The sequence below is a fragment of the Streptomyces luteireticuli genome, assembly GCF_041519305.1.
Classification (GTDB): domain Bacteria; phylum Actinomycetota; class Actinomycetes; order Streptomycetales; family Streptomycetaceae; genus Streptomyces; species Streptomyces luteireticuli.
This window is the reverse complement of sequence record NZ_CP167928.1, coordinates 20,120-35,937: the sequence shown is the minus strand read 5'-3', so window position 1 is coordinate 35,937 and position 15,818 is coordinate 20,120. Positions and strand designations below refer to the sequence as shown.

The 15,818-nt window shown below is 69.2% G+C and carries 15 protein-coding genes and 1 pseudogene; 11 read left to right on the top strand and 5 right to left on the bottom strand.

Going from position 1 to position 15,818, the window contains the following annotated elements; all coding sequences use genetic code 11:
• Positions 1–14 precede the first annotated feature (14 nt).
• On the bottom strand, positions 15–767 hold the full coding sequence (locus tag AB8735_RS35645) for a hypothetical protein (RefSeq protein ID WP_372412008.1): 753 nt from the start codon (positions 765–767) through the stop codon (positions 15–17).
• A 146-nt stretch (positions 768–913) separates the two neighbouring features.
• The gene (locus AB8735_RS35640; RefSeq protein WP_372412007.1) at positions 914–1,063 is read right to left on the bottom strand and encodes a hypothetical protein; all 150 of its coding nucleotides are present in this window, start codon (positions 1,061–1,063) and stop codon (positions 914–916) included.
• Positions 1,064–1,816: 753 nt separating this feature from the next.
• Here AB8735_RS35640 and AB8735_RS35635 point away from each other — a divergent pair.
• From AB8735_RS35635 to AB8735_RS35615, 5 genes and pseudogenes are all read left to right on the top strand, one after another.
• Positions 1,817–2,149, top strand: a complete 333-nt coding sequence (locus AB8735_RS35635) for a GntR family transcriptional regulator (protein ID WP_372412006.1) — start codon at positions 1,817–1,819, stop codon at positions 2,147–2,149.
• 151 nt (positions 2,150–2,300) lie between these two features.
• Positions 2,301–3,743: a helix-turn-helix domain-containing protein gene (locus tag AB8735_RS35630; RefSeq protein ID WP_372412004.1), complete on the top strand. Its 1,443-nt coding sequence runs from the start codon at positions 2,301–2,303 to the stop codon at positions 3,741–3,743.
• A gap of 20 nt (positions 3,744–3,763) precedes the next feature.
• The gene (locus AB8735_RS35625) at positions 3,764–4,444 is read left to right on the top strand and encodes a RibD family protein (RefSeq protein ID WP_372412003.1); all 681 of its coding nucleotides are present in this window, start codon (positions 3,764–3,766) and stop codon (positions 4,442–4,444) included.
• The gene (locus AB8735_RS35620; protein ID WP_372412002.1) at positions 4,444–4,911 is read left to right on the top strand and encodes a deaminase; all 468 of its coding nucleotides are present in this window, start codon (positions 4,444–4,446) and stop codon (positions 4,909–4,911) included. Before AB8735_RS35625 ends, AB8735_RS35620 begins: the two co-directional genes overlap by 1 nt.
• Positions 4,911–5,018: pseudogene (locus AB8735_RS35615) on the top strand (GIY-YIG nuclease family protein); the annotation flags it as partial. The gene AB8735_RS35620 and the pseudogene AB8735_RS35615, both read left to right, overlap by 1 nt.
• A 12-nt stretch (positions 5,019–5,030) precedes the next feature.
• Here the strand turns inward: AB8735_RS35615 and AB8735_RS35610 are convergent.
• Entirely contained in the window at positions 5,031–5,666 is a 636-nt protein-coding gene (locus AB8735_RS35610; RefSeq protein WP_372412485.1) for a hypothetical protein, read from the bottom strand.
• Between the two features lie 1,238 nt (positions 5,667–6,904).
• Here AB8735_RS35610 and AB8735_RS35605 point away from each other — a divergent pair.
• From AB8735_RS35605 to AB8735_RS35585, 5 genes are all read left to right on the top strand, one after another.
• Positions 6,905–8,833: a hypothetical protein gene (locus tag AB8735_RS35605; RefSeq protein WP_372412001.1), complete on the top strand. Its 1,929-nt coding sequence runs from the start codon at positions 6,905–6,907 to the stop codon at positions 8,831–8,833.
• A gap of 563 nt (positions 8,834–9,396) precedes the next feature.
• The gene (locus AB8735_RS35600; RefSeq protein ID WP_372412000.1) at positions 9,397–10,125 is read left to right on the top strand and encodes a hypothetical protein; all 729 of its coding nucleotides are present in this window, start codon (positions 9,397–9,399) and stop codon (positions 10,123–10,125) included.
• 63 nt (positions 10,126–10,188) lie between these two features.
• The gene (locus AB8735_RS35595) at positions 10,189–10,869 is read left to right on the top strand and encodes a DciA family protein (RefSeq protein WP_372411998.1); all 681 of its coding nucleotides are present in this window, start codon (positions 10,189–10,191) and stop codon (positions 10,867–10,869) included.
• Positions 10,866–12,311 carry a replicative DNA helicase gene (dnaB, locus tag AB8735_RS35590; protein ID WP_372411997.1) on the top strand — a complete coding sequence of 482 codons (1,446 nt, stop codon included), beginning with the start codon at positions 10,866–10,868 and terminating at the stop codon, positions 12,309–12,311. Before AB8735_RS35595 ends, dnaB begins: the two co-directional genes overlap by 4 nt.
• Positions 12,312–12,450: 139 nt before the next feature.
• Positions 12,451–12,720, top strand: coding sequence for a hypothetical protein (locus AB8735_RS35585; protein ID WP_372411995.1), 270 nt, complete (start codon positions 12,451–12,453; stop codon positions 12,718–12,720).
• 127 nt (positions 12,721–12,847) lie between these two features.
• On the opposite strand, the gene AB8735_RS35580 is transcribed toward AB8735_RS35585, so the two are convergent.
• On the bottom strand, positions 12,848–13,138 hold the full coding sequence (locus AB8735_RS35580; protein ID WP_372411994.1) for a hypothetical protein: 291 nt from the start codon (positions 13,136–13,138) through the stop codon (positions 12,848–12,850).
• 352 nt (positions 13,139–13,490) lie between these two features.
• On the opposite strand from AB8735_RS35580, the gene AB8735_RS35575 reads away from it, so the two are divergent.
• A complete protein-coding gene (locus AB8735_RS35575) occupies positions 13,491–15,494 on the top strand; it encodes a hypothetical protein (RefSeq protein WP_372411993.1) in 2,004 nt (667 codons plus the stop codon).
• 76 nt (positions 15,495–15,570) lie between these two features.
• Here AB8735_RS35575 and AB8735_RS35570 read toward each other — a convergent pair whose 3' ends face one another.
• The gene (locus tag AB8735_RS35570) at positions 15,571–15,702 is read right to left on the bottom strand and encodes a hypothetical protein (protein ID WP_372411992.1); all 132 of its coding nucleotides are present in this window, start codon (positions 15,700–15,702) and stop codon (positions 15,571–15,573) included.
• Positions 15,703–15,818: the final 116 nt, after the last annotated feature.

Here is a 15,818-nt window from a genome sequence, read left to right as displayed (position 1 = left end):
GATCGCTCGTCAGCTCACTGGCCGGCGGCTGTGCCGGACAGGCGGCCCACCTTGCCGACGTGGGCGTCCTGCTGCTCGACGAGGCGGCGGACCAGTTCCTCCAGCGGCGGGTAGGAGTCCCAGGAGCTGTAGTAGCGCTTGCCGTAGTCGCTGGCGTCCGCGATGTGCCAGCCCTTGGCCTCCGCGTATCCGGCGGCCTTCAGCGCGGCGTCGTGGCCCAGATCGGCGGAGCGGTGCTTGTCCTGGACCTCGGCGATCTCCGCTGCCCGCAGGTCGAAGGAGATGGCGGCGGCCATGGTGCGGTCCTGGGCGTCGACCAGGCGGGAGACGGCGGACGGCCACTCCCTGCCGGCTTCTGGGGTGCGCAGGTAGTCGTACGCCGTCTCCAGGGCTTTGAACTCGTGCTGGTAGGTCTTCCAGAGGGCGGGCGCGTCCTGGACCACGGCCTTGAGGTCCGCGACGTACGCGGCGTCCTTCCACTCCCCCCGCGCCCGTCCGTAGAGGTTGGACAGCACAATGCGGGCCTTCTCCCGGAGCAGGTACTCGGCCTCGTCCTCCGCCTCCCGCACGTAGCTGAGCTTCGGGTCGTCGTAGGTAGCGGGCTCGTACGGCTCCTCCTCCCGCCCTGTGAACGGCTCGAACTCGAAGCGGATCCCGTCGGAGCGGGGCTCCACCTTCGTGAGGTACTTCGGGAGGTACGGCTGAAGTCGGGCGAAAATCTCCTCCAGCTCCTCCGGGGTGATCTGGAAGCTGTAGCCGAGCGGCATGGTCAACTCCTTCGCGGATGGTTGCGTGGTGAGGGCAGTGACGACCGGGCAGGGCCGAGGCCCTGCAGGTTGGCTGTCGTTCGTGCAGCCGCGGCCGCCGCCCCCGTTCGTTGGGGTGGCGGCGGCCGCGGTGGTCCGTCCAGGTCTCAGCCGTGTTCGGCGTCGCGGGCGTCCAGCTCAGCCAGGAACTCCTCGTACTCGGCCTGGTCCATCGCCTCGTACGTGGCGTGCACCTCCTCCAACTCGTCCTGACGCTTGGCGTAGGCGGCCATCCGTGCTTCGAGTTCGTTGTCCATGACTTCCTTCCTGCCCTACGACGGGGGTCACGCCGAAGAACTGGTGGTTGATCAGGGAATCTGTGGCTCTCCTGGCGTGGGGGGGTGGGGAGCGGGTAGTCCTCCGCGCTCTCCACCGCTCACCGGACCACCCGAAGGCGGGTCGGTGAGCGACTGGGCAGCGCGGGGCTGCGGTGGTGGCTGCGCGGCACCCCGGTGCTCCTGGTGCCGGATCTCGTAGGGACGCGGACCGCGAGCCGTCCGGGAGATCCGTCCGGTCGGGCAAGTGCGGTGCAAGGTCTGCCGCGTCGTTCTTTAACGTCGCGAGGGTGTCGACCCTCCGTGCTCTCCCGCAGCAATGAACCCTGCGGTGTCGTCGCACGCGCCGGCTGCCACCACCAGCGGTAATGGCGCCTCGCGACGGGTTTCCACTCACCCCGGCCGGTGCGGTCACGGCCGGTACTGCGGTGGTGGATCACGCTGTGGAGTTTTCAAGGAACGGCTGCCTTTTCCCCTCCCGCTTTCGCGTTCGAAGTCCGGGCGGTGTCAGGAGGCCGAGGGTCCGGCTCCCACATCCGGCACCGCCGATTGGCGGTTCCGGGTGGAGGAGCCGGGTCCATGAGGACCCGGCGCGCTGTCAGGGTGCGAAGCTCCGTCGACCACCTTCATCGACATTGCTAACTTAGCTGATACAGTCGGGGTTGTGTCAAGCAGGTTGGTTGGTGAAGCTATGGAAGCTAGCTAGGTCGAGGGAGTCGCTCTACGATGTCGCTCATGACAAACGAGGCCGTCCAGCCGTACCAGCGGATCGTGCAAGGCGTGCGCGACAAGATCCGCACAGGCCGACTTGCGGCTGGCGCCAAACTGCCCAGCACCCGGGAGCTCGCCGAGGAGTACGGCGTCGCCCCTGGAACGGTGCAACGAGCACTGGCCGAGCTCCGTGCGGCGAAGTTGATCTACTCGCACCAGGGGCGTGGATCGTTCGTCAGCGAGGCGGCTCATGGCATCCGTGAGGACTCGACCACTCGCGCCATCAAGGCACTTGAGAATCAGGTAGCTCAGCTGACCGCTCGCTTGGACAAGATTGAGCAGGAGCGCGATGACTGACTCCCTTCCCCTGCTGCTGTGCATAGCCGCTACTCCCTCGCCGCGTTTGCCGTCGGTACGAGATTTGTAGGCCCGGGCGAGGAGCGCTTTCTAGATCCGACATGTATCCAGCCGCTGGATACATCGAGTGGAGACATGGAGGGGGCTCGAGGTGGGGCAGCAGCCGAAGGCGCTGACACCAGAGCAGTCGCCCCAGCATCGCTTCGGCTACGAGCTGCGACAGCTTCGGAAGAACCAGGGGCTGTCCATGCGGGCCTTGGCAGCGCAGGCGTTCATTTCGCACTCCAAGCTGCAGAAGTGGGAGAACGGGGAGCGTCCTCCCAGGTACCGTTCCGAGGTCGAGTTCGTCGATTCGCTGCTGAACGCGGGCGGCTCCCTGGTTGAGTCATGGGAGCTCATCAGCCCGCGTGTATCCGGGCGCGGCCATGTATCCGATTCACGGCTCCATGTATCCGAAGCGTCGTTGGGTCTGGCGAAGGCCACGGCCATCCAGGCACCGTCAGACGATGAGGGGATCTTTGTCCCCGCTCGTCTACGGGATGGATCGGTGATTTTCGTGGCACTCGATCGTCGCGCAGTATTGCGCGGAGGGGTCGGCATCGGTGCTGCGGCTGCAATCGGCGCGGGGACGCCGACGGCCGCAGACTCGGGTGTCACGTCGGGGCTGTCACGGCACCCCCGACGATTCGCGGGCGCCTACAGCGGAACCCCGGTGGAGTACCTCCAGCGGACTCGTCGGTTACTGATCGACAGCGACAACCTCCTCGGGCCAGGGCAGGCCATCAAGGCGGCCCGGGAGCACATCAGCATCATCAAGGAGCTACGGCGGGACGCCAACGGCACCGACCGGCACGTCCTAATGGAACTGCAGACCCAGTACGCGGAATTCACCAGCTGGCTCTACGAGGACCTGGGTGACTTCGAGAGCGCCCAGTTCTGGCTGGACCGGGCGTTCCAGTGGAGCCACACCGTCGGCGACGGGGATCTGACGGCGTACGTCATGGCCCGCAAAGCGCAACTCGCTGGAGAAATGCGGGACTTGGGCGATGTAGTGGATCTGGCCGAAGCTGCACGGCGCATGGCACGGCCCCGCAGCCGACTCGCCGCGGTTGCACGGACGTACGAGTCGTACGGCCACGCGCTCCGAGGCAAAGCGGCGGACAGCGAGAGGGCCATCGACGAGGTCCGCAACGCCCTGGACAGCGTCTTCGCTGACCCAAGCCCATGGGGCGTATGGCTGAACCCCCAGTACGTGGACGTGCACCGAGCACAGGGCCTCGAAGCCCTCGGAAAGCACGGCCAGGCGGCCGACATCTTCATGACGGCGATTCAGTCTTTGCCTGAGGGCTACCATCGCGACCGCGGTGTCTACCTGGCTCGAGCAGCCACGGCCCATGCCGGCGCTGGCGCCCCGGAGCAAGCGGCCTCCGTGGGCCTTCAGGCCCTGGTGGTGGCGGGAGACACCGGTTCGGGGCGGATCTTGCAGGAGCTCGCCCGTCTGGACAAAGCACTCACGCCCTGGCGGCGCCTCCCCGAGGTGAACGAGTTCCGCACCACTTTCGACTCCGTGCTCGTACACGAACACGAGTCCTGACCGAAACGGATTCCAAACTGATGACGACGCGCCCGTACGTCTTGTTGTCTGCCGCGATGAGCGTCGACGGCTACCTGGACGACACCACACCCGAACGACTCCTGCTCAGCAACGAAGAAGATTTCGACAGGGTCGACGGAGTCCGCGCCTCATGCGACGCGATACTGATCGGCGCGACGACGATGCGCCGCGACAACCCCAGGCTTCTGGTCAATTCCGAGGACCGCCGCGCGGCCCGAGTCGCCGCAGGAAAGCCCGCATACCCCCTGAAGGTCACCGTGACTGCATCCGGTGACCTCGACGCTGGCCTCAAGTTCTGGCACCACGGCGGCGACAAACTCGTCTTCACCGTCGACAGCGCCGTAGAGAAAGTCCGAGCCACTTTGAATGGACTGGCCGACGTCGTCAGCACCGGGTCAGAGCTCGACTGGGACATGGTCCTCGAAGAGCTTGGCCGCCGTGACGTCGGCCGGCTCATGGTCGAGGGAGGCGGCACGATCCACACCCAGCTGGTGGCCCAGAACCTTGCCGACGAAGTCCATCTTGCCGTCGCCCCGCTCCTGGTAGGCCAGCCGGACGCCCCGAAGTTCCTAGGCCCCGCCGACTACCCGGGCGGGTCGACCGCCCGGATGCAGTTGCTGGAGGCCCGAGCGATCGGCGACGTTGTCCTGCTCCGCTACGCCCCGAAGGGGCGCAGCTGATGCCCGCGCCCAACCGAGACCAGGACCTGTTCTGGATGCGACGTGCGATCGAATTGGCGGCGCGGTGTCCTCCAGCTGCGGGCGCCTACTCGGTCGGTGCCGTGATCGTTGGCGGGGACGGCACCGAGCTGGCGACCAGCTACTCTCGCGAGACGGACCCCCGCGGGCATGCGGAGGAGGCCGCCCTCGCCAAGCTCCCCGAAGGCGACCCGCGGCTGGCAGGCGCGACGATCTACAGCACGCTGGAGCCCTGCTCCCAGCGCAGCGCGGACCGCACGCCGTGCGCGCAGCGGATCCTCGCCGCACGCATTCCCCGTGTCGTCATCGCCTGGCGAGAGCCGACCCTGTTTGTCGCCGACTGCGTCGGTGTCGAACAGTTGGTGGACGCGGGGGTGGCCGTGGAGGAGCTCTCAGAGCTCGCCACCGATGCCAGGGCAGTCAACCGTCATTTGCTCGGGGACTCTTGATGACCGTCATCGTGTATGCCATCAGCAGCTTCATGCAGCCAGCACCCGTCAAAATCGGTTTGACGACCAACGTCGCCAGGAGGCTGCGCCAGCTGCAGACCGCCTCCCCTGTCCAATCCTCATTGAGGAAGCGCGGCTGCGAACGGATGGGCAAGGTGTCCTGGCGCAGCCGTGCGCTCGCCCTCTCCAGCTTCGACGCCGACTGGGGTGAGGGCGCAGAGTGCGGCCTTGAGCGTGGTGGTGTCCTGCTGCCAGCGCTTCGGCGCGATCAGCTTCAGCCGTGGAGCGTCCCCCGGTGGGAGGACCTGGTTCTTGCAGTCGATTGCGGGGATGAGGCCAAGGTTGTGACCGTACAGAAGTACCGGCTTCTGCGCGATGAGGGAGCGCAGTTCGAGGCGAGCGATGGGGCCGAGGAGGTAGACACGGCTACCGGCCCGCTTCTGCTTGCCCACGACGACGAGGCCGTCGAGGTGTTCAGCGAGGCTCTCCCAGTTGTACGGGCGGTCGTCCGTGACGGTGTTCCGGTAGTGGAGGATCTCGACGCCGGCGGGCAGCTCTTCGGCGATCTGCGCGAGCCACGAGTCCCACTTCGGGCCGTTCATGGCTCTGGGGGATGCACTGACGTAGACGCGCACCGGGGTGCCAGGGTCCCGGTCAGCGGCAAGCCGACCCATGGCCGTGACGAAGCGCCGCTGCTGCACCGGCGTCGAGAAAGTTGCCACGTCCAGGGGATCGTCGGTCGGCGTCTTCTGCATGCTGCTCATCATGCCGGAGTCGGCACTGGTGGAGCAGCGTGGGGGAGAAGCACGGTCGGGCTGGTGACTCGTCAGGAGGCCATGGGCGCACGGCGACACGGTACGCGCCGGGATGTCGCTGGCTGCCCTGAGAGGGGTAATGTGTCCGTCGATAAGATCTATACGGACATGGTTTGGCCCCGCGAGGCTGCACTCCGGGGCCCGGCCGCAGACCTTCATAGGCGGTCTCGACATGACCCAGGGTACCCGCACCCTCTTCTAGACACACAACAAGGCACCCGCCCCCGTAGCAGCGACGACACGCTCGTCGCTCCGGTCGGCCGGTGCCTTTCCCATGCTTCCGTGCCGGTCCGGGCACGGGTACACCTCTCCCCGGTTGGGGGTTGAGATGACGTAGGCCTTGGGGCGGCGCCCGCTGTGCGGGGCTTCTAGCCGCCCGGGTCGCTCGGCCTTCCGGTGATTGCAGTCACCCCGGCTCAGCGCCCATCTGATCTCCGCTCCGGCCTTGCAGGGCCTTCGCGGAGGGATTGCTCGACCCGGTTGCAGCCGGCTTCGAACGGTCCAACTTTCGGTTCTCCCAGAACCAGCCACCCCGTAAGGGCGGCCTTCGCATACCTCCGAGCTCGAAAGAGCGCTACTCGAAGGAGCGCTGTCATTTTGCACTACACCTCAGGGTCCTGTCAGCCCCGGCATGTCCATTTGGCGTGGATTGTGGCTTCGTGTGCGTCACATCTCCGTCCGCCGAGTGATCGCGCACGGGCGTACCAGCGCCGGCTCGGTGCGCTCGGCCGACCGCATGCGCCCGTCTCCCAGCCAGCGCTCCCGGCCGAAGTTCAGCGGATTACCCCTTCCTCCTTGCTCCCGTTGACCGCTTCCGTTGCCCGGCCCGGGAGGCGTCCGTTGAACGCGGTGGCGGCGTCGACCGCTGCGGTGGTCCAGAAGGCCGTCCCGCTCCACGGGAAGGAAATCAAGATTCCTGCCCACCGGGCGGGAGCCTTCGGGGTTCTGACTGCTGCTCGGGCCCTGTCCACAGGGGTCCTGCGTGAGGCTGCCGGGATGTTCTTCGAGCAGTTGTTCAGGTCCGCGATCGCTACGGCGGTGGGCCGGTGAGCGCGGTGGCGGCGTCGGCCGCCCCGCTCATGTGTCCTCTCGGGGAGGTCGTCGACGACTCCGTCGGCGAGGCCCCGGTCCGGCGTTCCAGGCGTCGGTTGGAGCCGGTTCCCGCGCAGGCGGGTCCGGTGCCGGTTCGTGGGCCGGGTCACCCGCTGGCGCTGGGGCGTGAGGCCCGTGCCCGGCTGGGCGGTGCGGTCCACGCGCTGCTGGACGTGCCCGGCCTCGAGGGTGCGGTGGACGCGGTGCGGTTGGCGGTGGTGGTGCTGGCGTCGCGGACGCCGTCGGAGTCGGGTGTGGTGGAGATCCGCACCTCGGAGTTGGGCCGGTGGCTGGGGCTGTCGGTGTCGTACGTCGCCTCCGTCGTGCTGCCGGTGCTGCGCCGGTCGGGTGTGGTGTCGGTGGAGACGGTGGAGGGCGAGTACGGCCAGGACGTCGGTCTGAGGTGCAGGGTGCTGCCGCTGTGGGCCGCGCGGGACGTGGTCGGGCATCCGCTGGCTCTGACGAAGAAGGAACTGGCGACGCTGCTGCGGCTGGTGGAGGCCGTGATGGCGCCGGGCTGGAGGCACCGGGACGGGCGGGTGACTCCGCCCGGGCTGATCGGTACGCGTACCGGTCGGGGCGCGGCGACGGACCGTCTCGCGTTGTTGCTGTTGGTGCTGGAGGCGCGGGAGTCCGGGCGGGTGCGGCAGTGCGGCGGGAAGGTGGACACCGGGCGCGGGCGGGCGGCGGCGACGGTGGGCCGGCTGCTCGGGTGCACGGCGTCGGCGGGGGAGCGGGTGGTCGAGCGTCTGGAGAGCCGGGAGCTGGTGCTCCGGGTGCGGCTGCGGACGGGCTCGGGCTTGGCGAACCGGTCGCGGTTGATGGTACCGGCGGTCGCCGCCGCGCACGCCCGTACGGTCGTTGACGATGTCCGGGAGGACCTCGCGGAGGCCCTGGAGCCCGGAGGATACCCCGACGTTGCGGCAGGGCCGAGTGAGGCATCGAAGCCAGCGACGAAACCGCAGGTCAGCGACAAGCCAGGAGCAGGCGAGGCCGATATTCCAGAGCCCGACGCTACGGCAACCCTTCACACTAACCACCCTCACCTGGCTACTCCCGTCGTCCCCTTGCAGCTCTCTGGTCGTTGTTCCGGCGAAGCCGGTAGGGGTGAAGGCCGTCGGCCGGAGCGCGCGTGCGTGCGCGAGGACCAGACCGGCGACGGTGAAGCCCCCGCTGTTGAGCCAGCGTTGTCGGTGGTTGAGGACGGCCCGCTACGCGGGGAACACCCGGAAGAGCCCAAGTTCCCCTCCGTCCCTCTTGGCAGAGTGCTCGCCCGGCGGGCGCCGAGGACGGCTCGGCTGCTGGCCAAGGTGGTCGGTGGGGTGACCGGGTATCAGCAAGGGCGGCTGGAGCGGTTGGTGAACGGGTTGCTGATCGACGGGGAGACCGACTCGATGATCGTGATGCGGTTGCGCGACCGCCTGGCCAAGATCACTACCGGTGATCCTGGGCGGCCGTACGCGTTCCGGCGAAACGGCCTGTCATGGGCGCTGAGCATCGGTCTGCCCTACCGGCCGGGCGGGATGACCCAGGTGCCGTGCAGGAACCGGTGGTGCCGCAACCTCGTGCTCGGCAAGGCGACGGACGACGTCCGCTGCGACGCCTGCGAAATCGCCGCGCAAGATGCGGTTCACCGCCGACCCGCTGTTGCCGAGGCGGCGCCCCCGCCGCCGCTGGAGGTGCTGCGCGCGCGGTTCGCCGCCCCCGCGGCCGCGGACGCCGAGGATCTCCCGCCCAGCAGCGGGGAGGAGGTGACACCGGCCCCGGTCGACCGGGTGGACGACGAGAGGCCGGTGGTGCCGGCCGTGGTGCGGGAGCAGATCGACGTGATCGCCTCCGTCGATGCCCGCGCCGGGCGCCTCGCAGCGGAAGCCGCTGCCGCCCTCTACGGCCCCGCACCGGACGACCAGCCGGAGGAGTACGAGCGCGTGCCCGCCGCTATGGCGGTCCTCAGCGCGATCACCGAACGCTACGCGGACGTACTCGCCGCGCACTACTCCGGGACCGCCGCATGACCAGGCAACGGTCCGAAGACCGTGGGGCACCTGCGGGATGTGCAGCATCCGCAGCGCGGTGCCGTAGCCGCCCTCCGGGCAAGCGAAGTGGGCGAGGCGGTTCGCCGACCGGGGTGATCGCGCGGCGAGGGCCGGCGGAAGTACCGCCGACGTCGGCGGCAGCCGGTGCCGCGGTTGCGGACGGATCGCTGCCGGGCAGGAACGGTGCTCTGGTGCGGGGTGCTGGTCGATAGGCTGACAGGGTTGCCGTCTCGCTGGGCCGGAGGGTTTCGTGATTACACGTCATACCGGGGACCGGGTGGTGGTGCGGTGCGATCTGTGCCCGGGGCGCCCGGTGTTGCCGACGCCGTACGAGGACGTGAATCCGGCGAAGTGCATCCGGTGCCAGGGGGATTACCGGTGGCTGCCGGTCCCGCACCCGGACAGATCACCTGTGTGAAGTGTGCCGGCGGGAGTGCCCGGACTGCCAGGCACCCTCCCCTGAGGGAGGCCGGTGTCTGACCTGCCAGGGGAAGTGCCGGACGTGCCGGGGGCCGCTGCCCGAGCGGGAGTACGTCGTCGAGGTGGTCGAGCCGGACAAGCGCAAGGACCGCAAACGGCGCTGGAACCAGCACTTCTTCCCCCAGACAGCCCTCCGCGACCAGTGCGACGCCTGCCTGGCACAGGCAGGCTCCCGCGACCCGCTGCGGGCGGTGCTCGCGGCGTTCCCGGACCCGTTGCTACGGGCCTGCGAAGGCGTACTGCCGCCGTCGGCGGTAGCGACGATCCGAGACGAACTGCAGTACCGCACCGTGCGACAGCTCACCGACCGGATCGAACGGCGCTGGTGGACCAGCTGGTCCAGCCGCCCCCTGCAACGACCGGCGGTCGAGAAGCAGGAGGGCTACGGCCCGGACGACGTAGTGCTGTGGCTGCTGGCACCATCGGAGTGCCGGGGCGGCTGCGAGGACGGCTTCGCCCCCGACCGCCCGGACGCACCCTGCACGGTCTGCCGCGGCACAACCCAACCTCCCGGACCAACCCCCGCAGACACCGCAGCCAGTTCGGGACGGTGGGGACGGCCCGCCGAGCCGGCCGTAGCGGCAGCGGCGGACCGGACGCCGGAGGAGGCGGTCGCCCACCGGCCACCGATGACCGAGTGCACCGGCCGCGGCGGCACCTGCGGCGTCCCCGTCACCACCCCCTACACCCAATGCCCCGCCTGCCTCAACTGGCCCCGCTGCGCCTGCGGCCGGCACTACGACCCGACCCAGCACACCGCCTGCACCACCTGCAGCGCGTACTCCTCTTGATGCCCCCGGGATTTCGGCCGTGACCTGGAACCCGCTGACGGACCGGCGCACAGGAGGCCCCAGTTGAGCAAGCCCTCCCCGCCCCGGGGCCTCGCCCCGACCTCGGCGGCACCCGGCCCCGGGCCGGACCTGGCGCTGATCGCGTTGCGCAACGCCCGGCACGACGCGCGCTTCCGCACGGCCTCACCAGCCCAGACCCCCAGACCCCGCCCAGCACGAAGACCAACCTCATCTCCCGTGCCGTTGGGGGCTGTCGTCGAGGAGCTCATGCTGCGCGAAGGGCGCAGCTTCCTGCCCGGCGGGGAGCTGCTCGCCCAGTGGGCCGATGCCGTGGGTCCCCTCGCCCGTGGGGTACGTGCGGTGGCGCTGCTCCCGGAGCGTGGCGAGCTCGTGGTCCGTGCCATCTCGTCGGCATGGGCGACGCAGACCCGACTGCTCGCCCCGGCACTCGTCCAGCGGGTGAACGAGAAGCTGGGCGAGCACCGGGTCCGTTCGCTCCACATCCTTCCGGACCACGGCCCGCTTCCGGTCGCCACTCGACCCATCACGGTCTCCACCGTGCCGTCCGCAGATCCGTTGTTCGACGCCGCGGTACGCGCCGCGGCCGAGCGGCAGTCCCGGACCGCGGCACAGGAACCCGCCCACGCCACCGGCGTCACAGCGGCCGACTCGCGGGACCGCTCGGTGCGGGCCCGTGCCCTGCAGCGGGCCCGCACCGAGCGGTCCCACGGCGAGGAGGCGTGACACCCCGTGAGGGCCGGGGCGACGCCCGGCCATTAAGGTGGCCCGGATGCGTACCAGCCCGTTCCCCGCGGGCGAGAAGAAGAGGGGATGGACGGATGGGCCAGGACAAGCTCGAGGCAACGCACAGCGCCCACGACGTGGCCGCGGAGAGGGCTCTCCTGCGCGCGCTGCTGCAGTCCACCGAAGCCATCGCCGACATCGTGGAGGTGCTGCGGAGCGACGACTTCTACCGGCCCGCCCACGCCCTGATCTACGACACCGTCCTCGCCCTCTACGCCGGCGGCCAGACCCCCGATCCGGTCTCGGTCGCCGCAGACCTGGCCAAGCGCGAGGAGATCGACAAGGCGGGCGGCGCGGACTACATCGCCTCGCTCGCCGGCACCCCTTCACGCAGCAGCGGCTGGGCGAAAGACGCCTCCCGGGTCCAGTCCCTGGCCGTGCTCCGCCGCACCCGGTCGGCCGCGATCCACATCGAGAACCTCGCCAACGAGGGAACCGCCGAGAACGCCGACCGCATCATCGAAACGGCCCAGGCCGAGATCTTCGCCGCCACCAGCCGGCGCCGCGACGTACTGCCGCCCCTCTACTCCCTGGGCGACATCCTCGAAGGCACACTCGACCAACTCGAAGCTACCGGCTCCCGAACCAGCGAACTCCCCGGAGTGCCCACCGGCTTCACCGACCTCGACACCCTCACCCAGGGCCTGCACCCCGGCCACCTCATCGTCCTCGCAGCACGTCCCGCCATGGGCAAGTCCACCCTCGCCCTCGACTTCCTGCGCTCAGCCTGCCTCAAGAACAACCTCCCCGCCGCCCTGTTCACCCTCGAGTCCAGCCGGGACGAGATCGCCACCCGCCTCCTCTCCGCCGAAGCCCGTGTCGGCCTCCACCACATGCGCTCCGGAGCCATGACCGACGAGGACTGGACCCGCCTGGCCCGCCGCATGCCCGACATCGCCGCCGCCCCGCTCTACATCCAGGACAGCGCCTACTCCACCCTCGTCGACCTGCGCGCCCAATGCCGCCGGCTCCACAGCCAGCAGGACGTCCGGCTCGTCGTCGTCGACGCGCTGCACCTGCTCACCTACGGCACCCGCCCCTTCGCCTCCCGCTACGAGGAGATCTCCGAGATCGCCCGCTGCCTCAAGCTCCTCGCCAAGGAACTCGGCATACCGATCGTGGCCATCTCCCAGCTCAACCGCGGCCCCGAACAGCGCACCGACAAAAAGCCCATACTCAGCGACCTCCGCGACTCCGGAGCCCTCGAGGACAACGCCGACACGGTCATCTTGCTGCACCGCGAGGATGCCTACGAGAAGGAGTCCCCGCGCGCGGGCGAGGCCGACCTGATCGTCGCCAAGCACCGAAACGGCCCGACGGCCACGATCACGGTGGCCTTCCAGGGCCACTACTCGCGCTTCGTGGACATGGCGCAAACGTAGAAGGTCCTGCCTGCTCAAGCGCGAGCCTTCCGGCTGCTCCGAGGTGGAGGCATTGTGGGGCGGCGCAGCAGTAGTCGAACGCGATACCGTGAGGCACGATGCCCGCCCAACGCGATCATCACCGGATGGGAGCGAACTCGTGACCGCACAGCCCGTAGAGCCGTACGGCCAGCCGGAGCGGCCGCGTCGCTCGGACACCGTCTTGGCCGTGCTGCGTGCCCTTCCTCCTCGTCTGCGACACGAGTTCGCCGATGCTGTTGCGGGCGCCCCCGACGACGAAGCCGTCAAACACCTCATCGGGCTGTGGGGCGGCATCGCGGTCTTCGAGAAGAACCCGGCGGTGCACGCCGCGTTCGCCCAGGCCGAGTCGGACACTCTGCCTGCCGTACTGCACGAGGTCTCTCGGTGACCTATGGGTGGAGGATGCCACCCGCACCGCATGGACTCTGGTGACTCGCTACAGCCTTCCGAGCTGGCGCGGCGGTGTCCGTTCACGGTGGTCCGACAACAGCTGACGAAGTCCTCCTCGGGAACCATTAGCCGACGGGCTCGTCGTCCTCGCAGGGGGCGTGGAGTGCGCAGTCCTGGCAGTACTCGCCCTGGTCATTGACGAGCCACCCCTGTCCCTGTGCCAGGACTTGCACCTGCTCACCGTGAGCCCGTAGGGCCGCCCAGGTCGGATCGTCCCGGTCTCCGGACGCCGGGCCGGGCAGCGGCTTGGCGAGCGGGAATTCGCGTTCCAGCACCTTGGTGCAGTCCCCGTCCTGGCCGTCGCACTGCACACCCGCGACGATCAACGTGGTGAAGTTGTCCGCATACGTACTCATGCCCGAGCACCCTGGCGGACCGGCGGTCAGAAGTCCTGGCCGCCACCACGGCCTTGCTGCGCAGTTCCGCCGCATGGAGCACGGGCTGGTCGGAGGCTTCGGGGTGCGAGTGCACTCGGAGCCTCCGTCGCCCGGCAGGGCGCTGTCGCAGGGGCCCCGCCACGTACAGCGGGCCGGTGGGTACGCGGACACGCTAAGGACAGATGTGCCGAGAGCTGGTCTATTGGAGTCCGTGGGGGTCCTTCCATGGAGGGAAAGCAGTAGGCCGAAGCAGTGGCGGTGGCCGCTCCGGGTTGGTGCACGGCGTCATCGTGATGGCCTATCAGGCGATGTCGGTCCGGCGGGAGCGGTCATGGTGTACGAGGTGGTCGAAGCGCGGTTCCGTACCGAGTTGGAGGCCCGTTGGTCGGTGTTCTTCGACTACCTCGAGGTGCCGTATACCTACGAGCCGGCGACGTTCAAGGCTGGCGACGGGAGCGTGTGCACGCCGGCTTTCTGGCTGCCGCGGGAGCGGTTGTGGTTCGTCGCCGCGCTGGAGACCGCCCCGCCCTGGTGGTGCCGGTTCGCGGCCGCCGCCAGCAACCAGGGCTGGGTGTGGGATACGTGGAAGTACTCCGACGAGGAGGACGAGGAGACGGATGTCGATCCCACGCCGTTCGCGGTCGGCGAGCAGTGGCAGGGCAGCGCTCTGCTGTCCCTCGGCGGGATTCCTGATGGGTACGCCAGGTCCCCGCATCTCACCCAGGGGCCGTGGCGCGAGCACCATTTCGGCATGTACACCGAGAACGACTGCCCCTACCAGTGGACGCTGTGCCCGGAGTGCGGTTCGTTCGGAGCCACCTTCTGGGGATACGCGGAGCGGTTGCCATGCCGGTGCATCGACGATCACGTTCGCCACAAGGTGGCCAACGGCGCCGACGAACGGCTACTGGTCGCCTACCGCGCCGCCGCTAAGGAGGACATCACCATCGTCCCGGACCCGGGCAGCGGAACGGCCGTCGCCGTCCGGGAGGCCCTGGCACGCCAGGAGGACACCGCCCTGGTCGCCGAGTGCTGCACAGGAAACTGCCAGTCCGTCGGCGAGCGGCTGCGCGCCGAACTCCCCGTCGGCGCCTACATGGGCGGGATCGTCGAGGGCTCGGACGTGCTGTGCGGGGAGTGCCCGGGCTTCGTGTGCACGCGGTGCGGCCAGCAGCCGGCCGCGGCAGCCGGTGCGGCGTGCCGAGAGTGCGATCCCCTGGTACTGCTGACCTACGACCGGACCCGGCAGGTACTCAACACCAAGGCCGGCGAGGCCGCGCACGCCGTCGGCCGGTCAGCCCGCGAGATCAACACCCTACTCAACCGCGAGACGCGGGCGCGCAACCGGGCTCACGCGTCGATGGAGCAACTCGCGCAGGCCCTGACGCTCGTGGACTCGTGGATCGCCGACCCGTCACAGATCCCGCCCACCGGGACAGCCCGCCGACCGGTCCTGTCCGAGGACGAGCTCGACACGCTGCACGGCAAAGAGCTGAACCAGGTCCTCAGCCAGTGGGTCGGCCCGCTCGCCGCCGCCACCGGCCGCACGATCCCCCTGGTCCAGCTGTGGCTCAACGACGTGATGGGCGTGGAAAAGCGCAGTGAGGCCAACGACGAACAGCTACGCGAGGCGATCTGGCAGGCCCAGGCATGGGTGCAGGACCCGGCGTCCTACACCGCGTACCTCCACGCGGCCCAGGCCGAGGTGCCATCGGGCGGTCTGCCCGAGCCGCTGAGCACCCGGCTGGCCCGGGCGGAGTCGACCTGCAACCTGTGCACCAGCCCGGTGGCCGAGGGCGACGTCATCGGCCGTCTCCACGCGCCGATCGGACGCCGGTTCGCCCGGATGGGCTGGCTGTGCGCACACTGCCTGCATGACCGCCGGACCAAACCCCGCCGGCTGGACGTGATCCTGCGGATCTTCCACCACACCTTCTCCGGCGGCGGAGTACGGCTGAACAGTGCCGAAGCGGAGGTCCTGCTGCGTTGGCTGCTTGACCTCCCGGAGCCGGCCGAAGCCGACCGGGAGGCGGTGCAGGACGCGCTCGTGGCACTCGGGCACGGTATCGATGACGAGGAGCCCTCTCTCCTGCTGCGCTACCAGCCCACCCAGAGCCTGATCCGCACCCTGTACCAGTCTCTGGATCCAGTAGCCACCGACGAGCAGAGCGTGGTGCTGAACGCCGTGGCACAACACCTGGCGGAATGGCACGACAACCCCCAATGCCTCGACCCCGCCCACTACACCAGCCGCGTGGCGTGGCGTCGCGCCATCTTGGAGCAGACCGAATACCCCACCGTGCTCTCCCAACGGGGCGGACCCTTCTTCGTCTGATCTGTCCCGGCGACGAACCGTGCTGAAGCCATGGGGCCGTTTCCATTGGAAACGGCGGAAGGCGATCAACAGGTGGTCAGCCTGTGAGGGAGCGCAGGTACTCTGCCGCTTCCCGCGCGGCCTGCTGCGTGTCCTCGTCGCGTTCCCCGGCCCGCCGTTCCAGCTCGTCCAACAGGCCCGCGATGCCGTCCAGGACGAGGACCGGCACCTGGGACGGTCTGAACAGCTGCCAGAGCGGCGCGGGCGCGCGCCGCCGGAGACTGGGCAGCCGTGGCGTCGGCGGGGATCAGGGCATGGACACCGCGCCCCAGGGCACGGTCGCGC